The sequence below is a fragment of the Amycolatopsis sp. SID8362 genome, from assembly GCF_010550475.1.
Lineage (GTDB): Bacteria > Actinomycetota > Actinomycetes > Mycobacteriales > Pseudonocardiaceae > Amycolatopsis > Amycolatopsis eburnea.
In genome coordinates this window covers 1-16,472 of the sequence record NZ_JAAGNB010000967.1, presented here as the reverse complement: position 1 = coordinate 16,472, position 16,472 = coordinate 1, and the positions used below count along the sequence as shown (strand labels likewise).

Sequence of the window (16,472 nt, the reverse complement as noted above, 5' to 3'; positions counted from 1 at the left end):
TGGCTGCCATGAGAATTCCGCACTCCGCGATGCCGGTGATCCGGCTGCTGGCGCTCGTTGCGTTCGCCGTCGCCTGCGTCGTGTTCTTCGGGTACCTCTGGGTGAACGCCGGCGGCAAGCTGCCCTTCAGCAGCGCCGGCTACCAGGTCACCGCGACGTTCCCGCGCGTGGCGAACCTCGTGCCCGACTCCGACGTGATGATCAGCGGTGTCCCCGTCGGCAAGGTGGCCGAGATCAAGGACGACGGGGACAAGGCCCAGGTCACGATCCAGCTCGACCGGGAGTACCCCCTGCACCAGGGGGTGACGGCCCAGGTCCGGAACAAGACCCTCGTCGAAGAGACCTTCCTCCAGCTGGCCGACGGAACCGGCCCGGCCCTCGACAGCGGCTCGGCCCTGCCCGCGGACGCGGGAAAGCCGGCGGTCGGCCTCAACGACGTGTTGGCGAGCATCGACCCCACCACCCGGCAGGCGCTGGCGAGCAGTCTCCGGTCACTGGGGATGTCCACGAAGGACAGCCAGGACAGCATCTCCCAGGCGCTGACCGGGCTCGGCGACCTCGGCCGTGAAGGGCAGGGTGCGCTCGCCGCGCTGTCCGCGCAGAGCGAGGATCTCGAGAAGCTCAGCGGGAACGCGGCCGTGCTGCTCGCCGCGCTCGACAGCCGGCAGGGACAGATCGCGCAGCTGGTGCGCGACGCCGACACCCTGACCAAGACGACGGCAGACGGCGGCCAGGACCTCCAGGCCGTGCTGCGCGAGCTGCCGGGCGTCATGGACAAGGCCAGGAGCGCGAGCGACGGGCTGAACCAGCTGTCCGGTTCGCTGGCGCCGGTCGCGAGGAATCTCAACTCCGCGGCGCCGGATCTGAGCCAGGCCCTCGAACAGCTTCCGCAGACCGCGGCCGACCTGCGGGGCATGCTGCCCGCGCTCAACGGCGTGCTCGACCACGCGCCGGACACCCTCGCGCGGGTGCCGGTCGTCGCCGGCGACGCGCACCAGCTGCTGCCGACCCTGAACGTCGCACTGGGTGACGTGAACCCGATGCTGTCCTACCTGGAACCGTACGGGCACGACATCGCCGCGACGTTCAGCAACATGGGGCAGGCCCTGTCCCGGGGTGACGCGAACGGCACGGCGCTGCGGGCGTTCGTCATCCTCAACGAGCAGAGCCTGCGCGGAAACCCGCTCAACCTCAACAACCTCACGCCGCTCGACAAGAGCAACCCGTACCCGGCTCCCGGTCAGGCCGCGCACCCAGGGCCGTTCCAGGGTCAGTACCCGCGGGTGGAGAAGGGACCGAAGTGATCGCGCGCCTCGCCCGCGTCGGATGGCTCCGGGTGCGAGGCCGTCGGCCGACCAAGCGCGGGCTCCTCACCGCACTGGGCGTCGTCGTGGTCGCCGGCTTTGTGCTCGGCGGCCTCGCCCAGGTGCGGATCGAGACGAGCGTGGCCTCGTTCCTGCCCACCGGTGACCCCGTGGTGCGCCAGTTCGAAGCCGAGTCGGGTTCCTTCGGCGGCGATCCGATCGTGGTCCTGTTCGAGTCCCGGAAGCCCCGCGAACAGCTCGACCAGCAGCACCTCCCGGCCCTCGTCGCGCTCGAAGGCGAACTGTCCCGGCTGCCCGACGTCGCGGCGGCGTACGGGCCGGGCACGACGTTGAACCAGATCGCCGGCCGGACGCAGGACCTGCTCGCCGAGCTGTCCGGGCGCCGGGACGCGGTGCGCGGGCAGGCCCAGCAGGGGAAGACCGGGTCGGCCGCGCAGCAGGCAGGCGACGCGGCAGTCGCGGAGTTCGATGCCCGCTACGGTCCCCTGCTGGTGCAGGGCCTGCCCGCCGGGCTCCCGACCTTGCGCAATCCGTCCTTCGTGAACACGGTTGTGTACACCGGCGCCGGGCAGCCGCGCCCGCAGTGGCGCTTCGTCGTGCCTTCCGACCGCGCGACCGCGATCCTCGTCCGGCCGCGGGAGGGGCTGGACCAGCAGGGCACCGACCGGCTGGTCGCCGCGGTGCGCGACGCTGTGGCCGCGGCCAAACCGGACGCGGCGCGCGTAACGGTCTCCGGGGTGCCGGTTCTCGCCGTGGCACTCGGTGAGCAGGTGCAGCGGGAGATCCCGTGGATCGGCGGGACCGCCCTGCTCGCGGTGGCCGCGTGCTTCCTGCTGATCCCGTGGACCACGCGGTGGCGGCGCCGGCTCGTGCCGGTGCTGACGACCGTCGTCGCGATCGGGCTGACCCTGGCCGTGTTCGGCTGGCTCGGCCGGCCGCTGTCGCTGGGTGTCGTCGCCTTCCTGCCCGTACTGCTCGGTGTCGGCAGCTACTACCCGACCTACTTCGCCCAGCAGGCCAGGCGCCGGGTCGTGCTGGTGGTCGCCACGGCGACGGCGGCCGCGTTCGCGATGCTGCTGCTCTCCCCGCTGCCGTTCGTACGCGAACTCGGCTTGGCGCTGTCGATGGGTGTGCTGATCGCCGCCCTCGTCGGCATGCTGCTGGTCCGCGGCATCCACGATCCGGCCGGAGCGGTGACCCGCTCGGAAGAGATCGCGGACGCACCGCGCGCGGGCTCGTCGCCGTTGTGGGCTCGCGTTGCCGCCGGGGTCGTCGCGGCCACCATCGCCGTGGCCGGGTGGGCAGCGCTGCCCCGCTTGCCGCTGGAGAGCGACTTCCAGAGCTTCGCCACCGGCCTGGACGCGCTCGCCGACGCCCAGCACGTCGAGTCCGTCATCGGTTCCTCCGGCGAGGTCGCCGTCGTCCTCAGCGGACGCGACGTGCTCACCCCCGACGCCGTCAAGTGGACCCGCGACGCCCAGGAAAGCATCGTTTCGCGCCACGGTGACCGGATGCGCCCGATCATCTCCCCGCCGACCCTGATGCCGTTCCTCGGGGCGTCGCCCACGGCCGGGCAGATCGCGGCCGGCGTACGGCTGCTGCCGCCCTACCTCACCGGCGCGGTGTTCCGCACCGACCGGACTGCCGCGCTGTCGAGCTTCGGGGTGCGCATGGCGAACCTGGACGAGCTGCGATCGTTGCGCGACGACGTCGTGCGGCACCTGCCCCCTCCGCCGGCTGGGTACCGCGTGGACCTGACCGGCCTGCCGATGGTCGCGGTCCGGGGCAACGAACTCGTCTCCGCCGACCGGCTGCTGACGAACCTGGCGGGGATCCTGGCCGCCGGGGCGGTATTGCTGGTGGCACTCCGCCGCCGCGGTGACGCGCTCCGGGCGCTGGCCGCCGCGATCATCGCGACCGGCGCGGGCCTGTGCTTCCTGTGGCTGGCGGGCGTGGCGCTGAGCCCGGTCACGGCGGGGCTGGGATCGCTGACGGCGGCGGTCGGGTGCGAGTTCACCGTCCTGCTTTCGGAAGCGGTCCGCCGGCGCAGCCGCGGGCTGCGGTTGTCGATCCTCCTCGCCGCGTCGACGTCGACGCTGGGCTACGGAGTCCTCGTGCTGTCCCGGCTCGCGGCGGTCCGCGAGTTCGGTGTCCTGCTGGCGGGGTCGGTCGTCCTCGCGCTGCTTTCCGCGGCTTGCGTAGTGTGGCTCCGCCCGCCGCGGGAAGCGGAGACGACGGCGGCCGAGCCGGTTTCCCGTCCTGTCGAACGAGTTGTGGTGGAGGTGGGTCGATGAGCCTGCGAGTCGAACGCGAGACAGAGGTCGATGAGGAGGAGCCGGAGACCACGGCCGAGGAAGCCGAAAGCACCGAAACCGAAAGCGCCGAAACCGAAAGCGCCGAAACCGAAAGCGCCGGAAAGCGCGGTGGGTTCGTCCGCAAAATGCTGCCCAAGAGGCGCAGGATGCGCGTGCTCCTGCTGGTGGTGTTGCTCCTCGCAGGCGGCGGAGCCGGCGGCTACGTCTGGTACGAGTCAAAGCAGCTGCCCGCCGACGCGGCCTTCCGCGTCGGTGACCGCACCGTCACGGCGGACCAGCTGGCCGCCATGGTCGAGACGTGGCGGGCGATGTACGGCGTGCAGCCGCCGCAGGACGAAGCCACCCTGGGCAAGTTCCGCAAGGACTCGGCCAAGGCGTACGCGGTCAGCCTGATCCTGCAGCAGGCCGCCCAGGACCGCGGCATCGTGGTCGGTGACAAGGTGGCGCAGGACGCGCTGTCCAGGTTGATCTCGCAGCAGCTCGGCGAGGGCCCGGAGGCCCACGACAAGTTCGTGCAGCAGCTGGGGCAGGTCGGTACCTCGGAACCCGCGGTGCTCGACGAGATCAAGCAGCAGCTCGCGCTGTCACAGCTGTTCGACGCCGTGACGAAGGGGGCAGGCGACGTCGGCGACCAGGAGCTGAAGGACGCCTTCGCGGCGCGCAAGGACCAGCTCGCCACGCCCGAGACCCGCAAGCTCGGAAACATCGTGGTGCGCACCAAGGAGGAGGCCGACCAGGTGGTCGCGGACCTGGCGCACGGCGCGAAGTTCGAGACCGTGGCCCAGCAGCGCAGCATCGACACGGCCACGCGCGACAAGGGTGGTGATCTCGGCGCGGTCGCCCGCGGCCAGCTGCAGGACGACTACGGCAAGGCGGCCTTCGCCGCCGCACCGGGGGCCGTGTTCGGCCCGGTCCAGAACCAGTTCGGCTGGAACGTCGGTCGCGTGGGTGAGGTGACGCCGCCGGTGCCGGCGACCTTCGACAAGGTGCGTGACAGTCTCGAACAGCAGTTGCGGATGGAGAAGGCGCTCGGCGTCTGGCGGTCGTGGCTGGGGACCCGGATCCACGACGCGGGAGTCGAGTACGCCGACCAGTACCGGCCGGACGACCCCGACGCGGCGCCGGACGTCAAGCCGGGTGGCAGCCCGGTCACCGGGCAGCCGGGCCCTCGATGACGACCGCGATCCCGTTCCTGGTGCTGGCACTGCTTCTCGTCGCGTTGGGACGTTGGGGCGGCCGGCACGCCGGGCAGCTCGTCCCCGCGGCCCTGCCGGGTGCCGAACGCGAGCGGAGAACGCGGGTTCTCCGGCGAGGGGCGGTGACCGCCTACGTGGTCGCCGCGGTTTTTGTGGCCATGTCGGTCGTCGCGGTCTTCTGAAGGCCGGCGGGTGCCGGGCCGGGGTCAGCCCGGATCCGGCGCCCGCTTGCCCAGCAGTCCGTAGTGCCCGGCCATGCCGGCCGCCACGATCCGGTTCGGTGCGCCCAGCTTGTTCAGCAGGGAGGCCACCAGCCGCTTCGCCGTCCGCTCGGAGACCAGCATGCGCTCCGCGATCTCGGTCGTCTCCAGGCCACGGGAAAGCAGCACCCACAAGCGGATCTCCTCGACCGAGAGCTGGCCGAAGATCTCCTCGGGCGGGTGCCGTACCGCGTCCAGCAGCGACGTGAAAAGGGCGTCCTCGAGCACGCGGAAACCCGCGGCGATCGTCAGGAGCGGGGAAACCAGCACGTCCGGATCCGCCGATTTCGCCAGGAACCCGTCGGCTCCGGCGCGCAGCGCCTCTTCGGCCACCTTCATGTCCGACGTCCCGGACAGCGCGACGACCTTGGTGTCGGGATGGCGCGCCTTGATCTGCCGGATCGCCGGTATCCCGTTGACGGGCGGCATGGCGATGTCGACGATCGCGATGTCCGCGCCGCACGAGCCGACCAGCGCCGCCGCCTCCTCCGCGCGGTTCGTCGTGCCGCCGATCTCGAAGCGGTCTCCGGCCTTCGCCTTGAGCAGCAAGGCGAGGCCCTGCGTGAACAGGTCGTGGTCGTCGACGAGCACCAGGACGAGTTTCCGGTCTTGCATGGCTCACCCCGCCGGGAAGTGTCAGGATTGCCGGTGTAAACACCGTGGAGGGCAACGATGTCGACTGTACCGTGGTGGCGGTCCGCGCGCGCGAGGACCATCCTGCGCACGGAAGTGTTCCGGGACAGCGACATCCGGATCGTGGAGCGGGTGCCGGCGAGCGTCCGGGTCGGAGTCGTGGTGTCGGTGGGGCTGCTCCTCGCGGTCGGGCCGCCGGCCGTCCGCCAGCATCTCGCCATCACCCTGGTGTGGCTGGGGATCGGCAGCTGCTACGCGCTCGTCGTCTTCCGCGATCCGACGATCGAGTTGCGCAGCCGCTGGTCGTCCCTGCTGGTGACCGGATTGGACTCCGCGCTGACGCTGGCCATCATCACGGTCACCGGCGGGAGCAGCAGCCTGGCCGTGTCACTGCTCTTCCTGGTCATCGCGGCCGCGGCCATGCGGCTTTCCTTCGTGGCCACCGTCTCGCTGTCACTGGCCTTGGGCGTGGCCTACTTCGTGATCGCACTCGTGGTCGACGACGGGAGTGTGCCGCTCACCCTGCGGTTGCAGCAAGGCACGTGGTGGCCGCTTTACCTGGTGTTCATGGCCGCCCTGACCGGAGGCTTCGTCCTGCTGACCGAGCGGGCGACCCAGGCGCACACGGCCGCCCGCGCGCTGGCACTCGCCGAACGCGCCGCCGCGGACGAAGAGCGGGACCTGCGCAGCCGGCTCATGAAGTCCTACGAGGCACAGGAAACCGGACTGCAGGTGATCCTGCACGAGTTCCGGACACCGATCGCGTCGTTGAAGGCGCTCACCGACAACCTGGCGGAGCACACGACATCGGCGGCCGAGGACGACGACCACGCCACGAGCGTCCGGCTCCTGGCGGCCCACGCGAGTCACCTCTCGTCGATGATGGACGCTCTCGGTGACGTCGCCGCGAGCCGCCGGCCGACGTTCAGCACCGGGCGGCGCCGCATCGTCGACGTCCGGGAGTTCCTTTACGCGGCCGGGGATGCCGCCGGCTTGGCCGGCACCGAGCTGCGGATCATGGTCACCCCGGAAGGTGCGTGCTGCCGGCTGGACCCGCAGCTGCTGCGGCGCGTGCTCACCAATCTGGTGGAGAACGCGGGCCGGCACAGCCGGGGCACCCCCGTCGAGGTCGTCGCCCGGCTGGAGCCGGACCGGCTCCGGGTGATGATCCTCGACCGGGGGCCGGGCATTCCCGCCGAACTCGCCCCTCGCGTCACCGACCAGTTCGTGTCCGCCGGCGAGCGCCGTGGCACGGCGGGCCTGGGACTGTGGATCGCCGACCAGATCGTGCGGTCGCTCGACGGCAGGATCAGCCTCCGGCCGCGCTCGGGTGGCGGCCTGGTCGTCTACCTCGAAGTGCCGGTGGACTGAATCGGCCGGGAGGATTGGCACGCACGGGCCACCGATGGCTCGTGAGACCGCTGCGAACCCGTTTTCTCCTTGTGATGATGGCTCGGGAACTTCACCTACGAGGAGTTGACGTCAATGAAGACGAAGGCTGCGGTCCTTTGGGGACTGAAGGAGGATTGGCAGGTCGAGGAAGTCGACCTGGACCCGCCGAAGGCGGGCGAGGTTCTGGTCAAGCTGACCGCGAGCGGCCTGTGCCACTCGGACGAGCATCTCGTCACCGGTGATCTGCCGTTCCCCTACCCCCTGGTCGGCGGGCACGAGGGTGCCGGCGTGGTGGCGGGCGTGGGCCCCGAGGTCACCGACATCGCCGAGGGCGACCACGTCGTGATGACCTTTCTGCCGGCCTGCGGGCGCTGCTCGTACTGCGCGCGGGGCCTGGGCAACCTGTGTGACGCGGGCGCGGCCGTCATGCTCGGTCCCCAGCTGGACAACACTTATCGGTTCCACGCCCGCGGCGAGGACATCGGCCAGATGTGCCTGCTCGGCACGTTCTCCGAATACACCGTGGTGCCGGCCGCCTCGGTCGTGAAGATCGACCCGGGAATTCCGCTGGACAAGGCCGCGCTCGTCGGCTGCGGGGTCACCACCGGCTTCGGCAGCTCGGTCCGGTCCGGCGAGGTGCGGGCCGGGGACGCGGTCGTCGTCGTCGGCGTCGGCGGCATCGGTGTGAACGCCATCCAGGGCGCCCGGATCGCCGGAGCGCGGATGATCGTCGCGATCGACCCCGTCGAGTTCAAGCTGGTCAAGGCTCGCGAATTCGGCGCCACCCACACCGCGGCGTCGATGGACGAGGCGTGGAACCTGGTCAGCGAGCTGACTCGGGGCCAGCTCGCCGACGTCTGCGTGATCACCACGGACGTCGCCGAGGGCGCGTACATCACCCCCGCGCTTTCCCTCGTCGGCAAGCGCGGCCGGGTGGTCGTGACCGCGATCGGGCACCCGGAGGAGACGACGATCACGACCAGTCTCATGGAGCTGACGCTGTACGAAAAGCAGCTCCGCGGATCGCTGTTCGGGTCCTCCAACGGCCAGCACGACGTCCCGCGTCTGCTCGAGCTGTACCGGGCCGGTCTCCTGAAGCTGGACGAGCTCGTCACGACCGAGTACTCGCTGGAAGACGTGAACCAGGGGTACCAGGACATGCGCGACGGCAAGAACATCCGCGGCCTCATCCGCTACTAGCGGCTTTCCACCACGACCTAAGGACATTCCCATGGCGATCGACCGCACCATCGAGCACGGAAAGCGCACCGGCTACGGCAGCCTGAGCGAGGGCGGCCTCCGCATGGACGCCTTCCCCATGCGCTTGTTCCGCAAGGGGAACAAGAAGTTCTGGAACCCGGAGGACATCGACTTCTCCCAGGATGCCGCCGACTTCGCGGCGATGAGCCCGGACGAGAAGCGGCTCACCTCGATCCTCGCCTCGCAGTTCATGGCGGGCGAGGAGTCCGTGGCCCAGGACCTGCAGCCGTTCATGACGGCCATGGCCGCCGAGGGCAGGCTGGCCGACGAGGCGTACCTGACGCAGTTCACCTTCGAGGAAGCCAAGCACATGCAGGCGTTCCGGCTGTGGTTCGACGCCATCGGCCTGAGCACCGACCTGCACGAGTACGTCGAGTACAGCGAGCCGTACGCGAAGATCTTCACCGAGGAGCTGCCGAAGTCGCTGTACGCGCTGGGGACGGATCCCTCGCCCGCCGCGCAGATCCGGGCGTCGGTCACCTACAACCACGTCGTGGAGGGCTGCCTCGCCCTCACCGGTTACTTCGCCTGGGCGAAGATCTGCAAGAGCCGCGGGATCCTGCCGGGCATGCAGCAGGTCGTCAAGCTCATCGGCGACGACGAGCGGCGGCACATGGCGTGGGGCACCTTCACCTGCCGGCGTCACGTGGCGGCGGACGACCGCAACTGGGAGGTCGTCGACGAGCGGATGCAGGAGCTGCTGCAGCCCGCGCTCCAGCTGATCGTCCGGCTGTTCGACGTCTTCGGCGACAACGCGCCCTTCGGCATCAACATCGACGAGATGACCGACTACGCCCTCGACAAGGTCACCCGGCGGCTCGAATCGATCGAGAGCGCGCGAGGCCGCGCGGTCGAGGAGATCGACGACGACTACTCGCCGATGCAGCTGGAGGACAAGTTCGCCGCGGAGGACGAAGCCGTCGTGACACAGGCCCTCGCGACGGTCGGGGCCTGACCGCACCCCGCCCCGGCCACCCTCGACCGCAAGGAAGCCACCGACATGCCCCAGGCCAGTGCTGTCCGGACGCCGGACGAGACCGTCGACCTGCTGTTCGTCGGCGCCGGTCCGGTGGGCTTGTTCGGCGCGTACTACGCGGGGTTCCGCGGCCTGAGCATGGCCGTGGTCGACGCGCTGCCCGAGGTCGGCGGCCAGGTCCAGGCGATCTACCCGGAAAAGAAGATCTACGACATCGCCGGCCTCCCGGGCGTGCCGGGCCAGGAGCTGATCGGGAACCTGGTCCGGCAGGCCGAGCCGTTCGCCCCGAAGTACCTGCTGTCGCAACAGGTCGTGCGGCTCGAGCGGCGCCCCGGTGGGTGGCGGGCCACGACGTCGGCGGGTGTGGTGGTCGACGCACTGGGGGTGATCATCACCTCCGGCGTCGGCACGGTGACCCCGCGGCCGATCCCGGCCGGCGAGGCGTTCCTCGGTCGCGGGCTGTGCTATTTCGTGCCGCGGCTGGAGGTTTTCGACGGCAAGGACGTCGTGGTGGTCGGGGGTGGTGACTCCGCGGTCGACTGGGCGCTGGCCGCGCTGCCGAGGGCACGGTCGACCACGTTGGTGCACCGGCGCCGGCTCTTCCGCGCGCACGAGCACTCGCTGGCGCTGCTCCACGAGTCGGACTGCACGGTGCTGGTCGACGCCACCGTGACGGAACTGCGTGGCAATGAGCGGCTGGAGAGCGTCGCGATCGACGTCGCCGGTGAATCCGGGCCGCGGGAGACCGAAGCCCAGGTGGTCGTCGCGGCGCTCGGCTTCCTGATGAACCTCGGCCCGATCAACGACTGGGGCCTGGAACTGGCCGGCCGGGCGATCCGCGTCGACAGCAGGATGCGCACGAACCTGCCCGGGGTCTTCGCCGCGGGCGACGCCGCGACGTTCGACGGCAAGGTCAAGCTCATCGCCGTCGGGTTCGGGGAGGTGGCCACCGCCGTGAACAACGCGGCGGTGGTTCTCGACCCGCGGGCCGAGCTCGCCCCCGGGCATTCCAGCGACCTGACGGCTCCAGCCGGGGTCTGACCGCCGCGATTCCCCAGAACCAGAGGAGGTGCACTGGTGGCTTTCGTCATCGGAGAACCGTGCGTGGACGTCAAGGACATGACGTGCATCGAAGAATGCCCGGTCGACTGCATTTACGAGGGTGAACGGATGCTCTACATCCACCCTGGCGAATGCATCGACTGCGCCGCCTGTGAGCCGGTTTGCCCGGTCGAAGCCATCCGCCCGGCGCAGCGGGTGGACGACCGCTGGCGCCCGTTCCAGGAGTCGGCCAGGTCGGCGTTCGGCGAACTGGGCAGCCCGGGTGGCTCGACCAAGGTCGACCCGCCGATCGAAGACACGGATTACGTGAAGAGCTTCGAGAAGAACTGAGTTCCGCTCCGGCAACGGCGAGGACCGCCTCACGAAGGAGTTCCGGATGACGTCAATGGCGACGATTGAACGGGAAGGCGTGGATCCGTGGGACTTGGTCCGTGCCGCGCAGGAAGGTGACCATCGGGCGTTCGGCCTGCTGTACCGCCGGTTTTCCGTGGACGTGTTCCGGTTCGCCTGCGGGCGGCTGCGGGACGAGCACGCGGCGGAGGACGTCACCAGCGAAACCTTTCTCCGCGCCCTGCGGAGCATCGGTTCGGTGCGGTATTTCGGGAGCACCGTGCGGGCGTGGTTGCTGACCATCGCGAAGAACATCATTCGTGACCACATCAAGTCGGGCCGCTACCGGCACGAGGTGATGGTGTCGGAGTTTTCCGACGAGGGGCGAACGGCCGTGTTCCCCGAATTCAAGGTTCTTTCGGAGGCGTGTCGCGACGAGATCGTCCGGCAGATGCTCGAGCTGAGCGACGACCAGCGGACGTGTCTGCTGCTGCGGTTCTTCGAAGGGCTTTCCGTCACGGAGACCGCACAGGTGATGAAGCGGAAAGACAACGCCGTGCGGGCGCTCCAGCACCGGGCCGTCCGCCGGCTCGCCGACCTGGTCGACCCGGTCGCGGTGGCGTGAAGCGCCAGGTGGAACCGAAGGCGCGGCAGACAGAACCGAGCGAGAAAGGCGACCATTCATGACGACGATGTCGGTCGAGATCCCCGAGGCGGCCCGGACGTTCCTGACCGCGGCGGCACAGAGCATCCTGGTCGGCGCCGAGCGGATGCCGTCCGTCGGCGGGGAGACGATCCCGACGTTCGACCCGGCGACCGGTGCGTTGCTGGCGAACATCGCGGCGGGCGGGCAGGCTGATGTGGACCGTGCGGTGGACACCGCGCACCAGGCCTTTGTCCAGTGGCGGCAGCTCAGCCCGGCCGCGCGCGGCCGCGTACTGCAGGACATCGCGGACGCGATCGAGGAGCACGCCGAAGAGCTGGCGATCCTCGAGACGCTGGACAACGGCAAGCCACTCACCGAGTCGACCTACCTCGACGTCAGCCTCTCGGCGCAGATCTGGCGGTACTTCGGGGGCTGGACGACGAAGCTCGGCGGTCTGACGCTCCCGGTGTCGCCCGCGGTCGGCGAAGCGCTGGTCTACACCCGGCGCGAGCCGCTGGGCGTGGTCGGCGCGATCGTGCCGTGGAACTTCCCGCTGATGATCGGCTCCTGGAAGGTCGCGCCCGCGCTCGCCGCCGGGAACACCGCGGTGCTCAAGCCGTCGGAGTTCACGTCGTTGAGCGCGCTGCGGCTCGCCGAAATCGCACTGGAGGCGGGGCTTCCGCCGGGCGTGCTCAACGTCGTCACCGGTCTGGGCCCGGACGCCGGCCAGGCGCTCATCGATCACCCCGGGGTCGCGAAGATCTCGTTCACCGGTTCGACCGCGACCGGGCGGAGGATCGTGACGGCCAGCGCGGGCAGCCTCAAGAAGCTCACGCTCGAACTGGGCGGGAAGTCCGCCAACATCGTCTTCCCCGACGCCGATGTCGAGGCGGCGGCGCAGGGCGCGCTCAACGGCATCTTCCTGAACCAGGGGCAGGTGTGCTGCGCGGGCTCGCGGTTGTTCGTGCACCGGGACGTCCACGACGAGGTCGTCGCCGCGCTCGAGGCCGAGGCCGGTGAGATCCTGCTGGGTCACGGCCTCGACGAGGAGACGCAGATGGGCCCGCTGGTCTCGGCCCGCCAGCTCGACCGGGTGGCGGGCTATGTGGAGGCGGGTGTCCGGGAGGGCGCGACCCTGGTGTGCGGCGGCGAGCGACCGGGCGGCGCCCTCGCCGACGGGCACTTCCTGAAGCCGACGGTGTTCACCGACGTGCGGGACGAGATGTCCATCGCCACCGAGGAGATCTTCGGGCCGGTGCTGTCGGTGCTGACCTTCGACGACGAGAGCGAGGCGGTGCGGCGCGCCAACTCGAGCGAGTACGGGCTCGCCGCGGGGGTGTGGACCAACGACCTCAAGCGGGCGCACCGGGTCGCGCACGCGCTGGAGGCGGGCACGGTGTGGGTCAACATGTACAACATGATCGACCCGGCCGCGCCGTTCGGCGGGTACAAGTCCTCGGGCTATGGGCGTGACCTCGGTGAGGAGTCACTGCTCGGGTACACGCAGACGAAGTCCGTCTGGATCGGCATGGACTGACGTCGGCAGGTTTTCCGTTTGTCAGCAACAGAAACTCGACGAGGAGTGCAGAAATGGGTACGTTCAAGGATGACGCCGAGGTCTACAAGTACATCGGTGGCGTCTTCGAAAGCGGTCTGGCCGACCCCGACGTCGGCCCGAAGCTGAAGGGCTCCGGCGTCGTCCTCCAGATCACCTACACCGATCCCGACTCGATCGTGACGGTCGACATGCCCTCCGGTGACGTGCACACCGGCGAGAGCAGCCTGACGCCGCACGTCGAGCTGTTCATGTCGGCCGACACCGGCAACCGGTTCTGGCTGGGCAAGGTGAACCTGTCCGTGGCGATGGCCAGGGGCCAGGTCCGGGCGAAGGGCCCGGTGTCGAAGATCCTGAAGCTGGTGCCGGCCGCGAAGTCGCTCTTCCCCGCGTACGAGGCGATGCTCGAGCGCGACGGCCGGGCTGACCTGCTGAAGGCGTGAGTGGCGGGTAACCCCTCGATGCGTGGGGTTCCGGCGCGGGGACGATGTCGTCATCGCCGTCCGGCCTCGACCCACACTCCGTCGGAGGGTCCCCGGATTCGCCTGGGCCGACGTCGGCGAGCGGTCCGCGGCGGCGATGTTCACACCGGCCGAGCGGCTGGTCCACGCGGACTGCTCGACGGTGACGGGCTCGGTCCACGGTTGGACCGTGCCGCCGTCGCTGGTGGAGGCGTTCGAGAGCTCGGACCGGCAGATGCAGGCCACTCAGGGGCCGGGCGGTCGCCGACGTGGCATCGTCTCGTCCGGCAACCTGCGGACGGCGATGGCGCCGCGCTGGTGGCCGCTCGCGCCCCTTTGACTGACCCAGGTTGGGACGGCCACGCAGGCATGCGACAGCGGGCTTGCCGCCCCGACCGGTTGGTAGCGTCCGGCTCGGTGGCCGGGCCGTGCGGTCGTTGACCGCGTCCGAGCGGCCGCCGCCCGCCAGAGGACCGCGCGGACGCGGCACACGGGTCCGTCGCGCCGGTGATGCGAGCGTTTGGGCGTCTGTTCAGACGTAGTAGCCGACAGCGAAAATTCCGCAATTGCCCGACAAGTATGTTCAAGCGGGATCGTAAAATGCCCTTTAGGGCAAACTTGGCAAGAGTCAGGCTTGTGTCGTCGTCCGTCTTCTGTGAACTGTTGGTTACGTGGGGTTGAGGGAGTCGTGGCCCGGTTGAATCGGCGTACTTCCTTTGCTGTAGTTGCGACCCTTTCCGGTTGGACAGGCGACCTCCCGCGTGTGCGGTGAGTGATAGCGCCGGTGAAGCTCGACGCCTTGCTGGTCCAGGGCGGTTCTCAGGCCTGAGTCGGCTCCAGGTCAAGCGGGTTTTAACAACAATTTACATTTCTGGCGACTAGCTGGTGATTCATTGTCGAAATCGGGTTCACCACTCAGGGTGATGTCCGCGCGGGTGAGATTCCTTGTTCGCGTCGTTTGTTGAGGGCAGGATGCGTTCTGTTCCCCGACCGAAGGGCTCGCCATGTTGTCGCGTATTTCACTGGCTACGGTGATCGCCGTCGTCGGGGCATTCAGCTTTTCCTTAACTCCCAGTCTCGTGCAAGCGGGACCGGTGGCGAATGCCGCAGCGTTGCCGGCGCCCTACTCCGGTTCGACCCACGGGGATATCCTGTCGCTGGGCTTGAACGCCGCGGGCATCGCGAACATCGACGCGATACTCGGACACGCGAGGACGGCGACCGACAGCACCAGAGATCCACGGGCGCACGCCGAGTCGGCCAACCTGGAGGCGGGGGCGCTCGGCATCCCCGTCTCGGTGGTGTCCGACCAGGCGAATTCGAACAACGCCACGCCGACCGACAGCTACAACACGGGTCTCGGTCAGGTCGACGTCCCCGGTGTGCTGGACACGGGCCTGCTCACTGGATCGGGTAGCACGGTGTGGGCGGGTGACGCCGCCTGTGTTCCGGACGGCCAACCGATCTCGACGGCCGATGTCAGCCTCGCCGGCGCGACCCTGGGCATCCAGCCGCCGGCCCCCGTGCCTGCGATCAACATCCTCACTCTCGGCACGGTTACCACCAGCGGAAACACCGCGCTGAATGCCGGCTCGGTGGTCTCCACCACCAGCGGCAATCTCACATCGCTGAGTCTGCTCAACCAAAACGTTCAGGTCGACGTGGTGTCCAACCCGACGCTCACCGCGACGTCCAACGGCACCACGGGGACCGTCACGGCGAACAACTATGCGATCGACGTGACTGTGGGCGGAACTACGACCAGGCTCACCGCGGGCGCCTCCCTGCCGGTCAACGTCGACCTCGGCGGCGGGGTCATCGCATCGCTGAAAATCGGCGTCGGAGGGCTCACAGACAACTCCTCAGGTGCGACCGCATCCGGCTCGATGACGTTCATCAACATCACGGGAACCATCGTGCTGGACCCGCCGTTGCTGCCGCCGACCACGCTGGCCACCATCAACTTGGGCCTGCTCCCGCTGTCGGCGACAGCGACAGCGCCGACGGGCGGCGTGCAGTGCTCCGTTCTCCAGCCGCCGGTGATCACGTCGCCGACGGAAGGCTCCACCACCAGCGAGTCGCCGACGATCACCGGCACCGGCGTCCCCGGCGCGACGGTCACCGTGACCGAAAATGGGACGATCATCGGCACGGCCACGGTAGGTTCGGACGGCACGTGGTCACTGGTGCCATCGACGCCGCTGTCTCCAGGTCCGCACACGATCGAGGCGACCCAGAAATCCAGTACGGCCGCCTCCGGGGCATCGGCTCCTGTGACCTTCACCGTGATCGATCAGACGCCTCCGGCGGCGCCGGTGATTACTGGTCCGGTGGCTGGTTCCACCATCGGTGATTCGACGCCGACGATTTCGGGTACGGGTGAGCCTGGGGCGACGGTCACGGTGTCCGAGGGCGCGACGGTGTTGTGCACGGCGACCGTCGACGCGACGGGGAATTGGAGCTGTGACTCGTCGACGCTGCCGGATGGGTCGCACACGGTCACGGCGACGCAGGCGGATGCGGCGGGGAATGTTTCGGCGGTGTCGGCGCCGGATACGTTCACGGTTGATTCGGCGGTGCCGGCGGCGCCGGTGATTGCTGGCCCGGTGGACGGCTCGATGACGAGTGATTCGACGCCGGCGATTTCGGGTACGGGTGAGCCGGGGGCGACGGTGACGGTGTCCGAGGGGACGACGGTGTTGTGCACGGCGACCGTTGCTGCGGATGGGACGTGGAGTTGTGACTCGTCGACGTTGTCGGATGGGTCGCACACGATCACGGCGACGCAGGCGGATGCGGCGGGGAATGTTTCGGCGGTGTCGGCGCCGGATACGTTCACGGTTGATTCGGCGGTGCCGGCGGCGCCGGTGATTGCTGGCCCGGTGGACGGCTCGATGACGAGTGATTCGACGCCGGCGATTTCGGGTACGGGTGAGCCGGGGGCGACGGTGACGGTGTCCGAGGGGACGACGGTGTTGTGCACGGCGACCGTTGCTGCGGATGGGACGTGGAGTTGTGACTCGTCGACGTTGTCGGATGGGTCGCACACGATCACGGCGAC

The 16,472-nt window shown here is 69.3% G+C and carries 15 protein-coding genes; 14 read left to right on the top strand and 1 reads right to left on the bottom strand.

Annotated elements, in window-relative coordinates:
• The first annotated feature begins 8 nt into the window (after positions 1-8).
• The 4 genes from G3I65_RS30100 to G3I65_RS30085 are packed head-to-tail and all read left to right on the top strand — an operon-like array spanning position 9 to position 5,018.
• The gene (locus G3I65_RS30100; RefSeq protein WP_239071541.1) at positions 9-1,304 is read left to right on the top strand and encodes an MCE family protein; all 1,296 of its coding nucleotides are present in this window, start codon (positions 9-11) and stop codon (positions 1,302-1,304) included.
• Positions 1,301-3,619, top strand: a complete 2,319-nt coding sequence (locus G3I65_RS30095) for an MMPL family transporter (protein WP_309235806.1) — start codon at positions 1,301-1,303, stop codon at positions 3,617-3,619. Before G3I65_RS30100 ends, G3I65_RS30095 begins: the two co-directional genes overlap by 4 nt.
• Positions 3,616-4,815 (top strand): peptidyl-prolyl cis-trans isomerase, encoded by a 1,200-nt coding sequence (locus G3I65_RS30090; RefSeq protein ID WP_160699101.1) that lies wholly within the window; start codon positions 3,616-3,618, stop codon positions 4,813-4,815. The genes G3I65_RS30095 and G3I65_RS30090 overlap by 4 nt, the downstream gene beginning before the upstream one ends.
• Positions 4,812-5,018: a hypothetical protein gene (locus G3I65_RS30085; protein WP_160699100.1), complete on the top strand. Its 207-nt coding sequence runs from the start codon at positions 4,812-4,814 to the stop codon at positions 5,016-5,018. The genes G3I65_RS30090 and G3I65_RS30085 overlap by 4 nt, the downstream gene beginning before the upstream one ends.
• Before the next feature lie 24 nt (positions 5,019-5,042).
• Here the strand turns inward: G3I65_RS30085 and G3I65_RS30080 are convergent, their stop codons facing one another.
• A complete protein-coding gene (locus G3I65_RS30080; RefSeq protein WP_160699099.1) occupies positions 5,043-5,711 on the bottom strand; it encodes a response regulator transcription factor in 669 nt (222 codons plus the stop codon).
• Positions 5,712-5,768: 57 nt separating this feature from the next.
• Between G3I65_RS30080 and G3I65_RS30075 the strand changes: the two genes are divergently transcribed.
• From G3I65_RS30075 to G3I65_RS58860, 10 genes are all read left to right on the top strand, one after another.
• Positions 5,769-7,100, top strand: coding sequence for a sensor histidine kinase KdpD (locus G3I65_RS30075; RefSeq protein WP_160699098.1), 1,332 nt, complete (start codon positions 5,769-5,771; stop codon positions 7,098-7,100).
• A 114-nt stretch (positions 7,101-7,214) separates the two neighbouring features.
• A complete protein-coding gene (locus tag G3I65_RS30070; protein ID WP_160699097.1) occupies positions 7,215-8,321 on the top strand; it encodes an NDMA-dependent alcohol dehydrogenase in 1,107 nt (368 codons plus the stop codon).
• Positions 8,322-8,352: 31 nt separating this feature from the next.
• A complete protein-coding gene (locus G3I65_RS30065; RefSeq protein ID WP_160699096.1) occupies positions 8,353-9,336 on the top strand; it encodes a R2-like ligand-binding oxidase in 984 nt (327 codons plus the stop codon).
• Between the two features lie 45 nt (positions 9,337-9,381).
• The gene (locus G3I65_RS30060; protein ID WP_160699095.1) at positions 9,382-10,398 is read left to right on the top strand and encodes an NAD(P)/FAD-dependent oxidoreductase; all 1,017 of its coding nucleotides are present in this window, start codon (positions 9,382-9,384) and stop codon (positions 10,396-10,398) included.
• Positions 10,399-10,434: 36 nt separating this feature from the next.
• Entirely contained in the window at positions 10,435-10,749 is a 315-nt protein-coding gene (fdxA, locus tag G3I65_RS30055) for a ferredoxin (RefSeq protein WP_160699094.1), read from the top strand.
• 46 nt (positions 10,750-10,795) lie between these two features.
• Positions 10,796-11,374: an RNA polymerase sigma factor gene (locus G3I65_RS30050; RefSeq protein ID WP_160699093.1), complete on the top strand. Its 579-nt coding sequence runs from the start codon at positions 10,796-10,798 to the stop codon at positions 11,372-11,374.
• A 58-nt stretch (positions 11,375-11,432) separates the two neighbouring features.
• Positions 11,433-12,932, top strand: a complete 1,500-nt coding sequence (locus tag G3I65_RS30045; protein WP_160699092.1) for an aldehyde dehydrogenase family protein — start codon at positions 11,433-11,435, stop codon at positions 12,930-12,932.
• A 53-nt stretch (positions 12,933-12,985) separates the two neighbouring features.
• A complete protein-coding gene (locus tag G3I65_RS30040) occupies positions 12,986-13,393 on the top strand; it encodes an SCP2 sterol-binding domain-containing protein (RefSeq protein ID WP_160699091.1) in 408 nt (135 codons plus the stop codon).
• 136 nt (positions 13,394-13,529) lie between these two features.
• Positions 13,530-13,751 carry a hypothetical protein gene (locus G3I65_RS30035; protein ID WP_160699090.1) on the top strand — a complete coding sequence of 74 codons (222 nt, stop codon included), beginning with the start codon at positions 13,530-13,532 and terminating at the stop codon, positions 13,749-13,751.
• Between the two features lie 691 nt (positions 13,752-14,442).
• Positions 14,443-16,472 (top strand): Ig-like domain-containing protein (locus tag G3I65_RS58860; protein ID WP_309235804.1); only part of this gene is annotated, 2,030 nt, incomplete at its 3' end.

What these genes read in the sequence shown, in the direction of transcription:
- G3I65_RS30070 (WP_160699097.1), top strand. Translation starts at nt 7,215, where the DNA reads ATGAAGACGAAGGCTGCGGTCCTTTGGGGACTGAAGGAGGATTGGCAG.
- G3I65_RS30060 (WP_160699095.1), top strand. Translation starts at nt 9,382, where the DNA reads ATGCCCCAGGCCAGTGCTGTCCGGACGCCGGACGAGACCGTCGACCTG.
- G3I65_RS30090 (WP_160699101.1), top strand. Translation starts at nt 3,616, where the DNA reads ATGAGCCTGCGAGTCGAACGCGAGACAGAGGTCGATGAGGAGGAGCCG.
- G3I65_RS30080 (WP_160699099.1), bottom strand. Translation starts at nt 5,711, where the DNA reads ATGCAAGACCGGAAACTCGTCCTGGTGCTCGTCGACGACCACGACCTG.
- G3I65_RS30050 (WP_160699093.1), top strand. Translation starts at nt 10,796, where the DNA reads ATGACGTCAATGGCGACGATTGAACGGGAAGGCGTGGATCCGTGGGAC.
- G3I65_RS30040 (WP_160699091.1), top strand. Translation starts at nt 12,986, where the DNA reads ATGGGTACGTTCAAGGATGACGCCGAGGTCTACAAGTACATCGGTGGC.
- G3I65_RS30085 (WP_160699100.1), top strand. Translation starts at nt 4,812, where the DNA reads ATGACGACCGCGATCCCGTTCCTGGTGCTGGCACTGCTTCTCGTCGCG.
- G3I65_RS30100 (WP_239071541.1), top strand. Translation starts at nt 9, where the DNA reads ATGAGAATTCCGCACTCCGCGATGCCGGTGATCCGGCTGCTGGCGCTC.
- G3I65_RS30035 (WP_160699090.1), top strand. Translation starts at nt 13,530, where the DNA reads ATGTTCACACCGGCCGAGCGGCTGGTCCACGCGGACTGCTCGACGGTG.
- G3I65_RS30045 (WP_160699092.1), top strand. Translation starts at nt 11,433, where the DNA reads ATGACGACGATGTCGGTCGAGATCCCCGAGGCGGCCCGGACGTTCCTG.
- G3I65_RS30065 (WP_160699096.1), top strand. Translation starts at nt 8,353, where the DNA reads ATGGCGATCGACCGCACCATCGAGCACGGAAAGCGCACCGGCTACGGC.
- G3I65_RS30075 (WP_160699098.1), top strand. Translation starts at nt 5,769, where the DNA reads ATGTCGACTGTACCGTGGTGGCGGTCCGCGCGCGCGAGGACCATCCTG.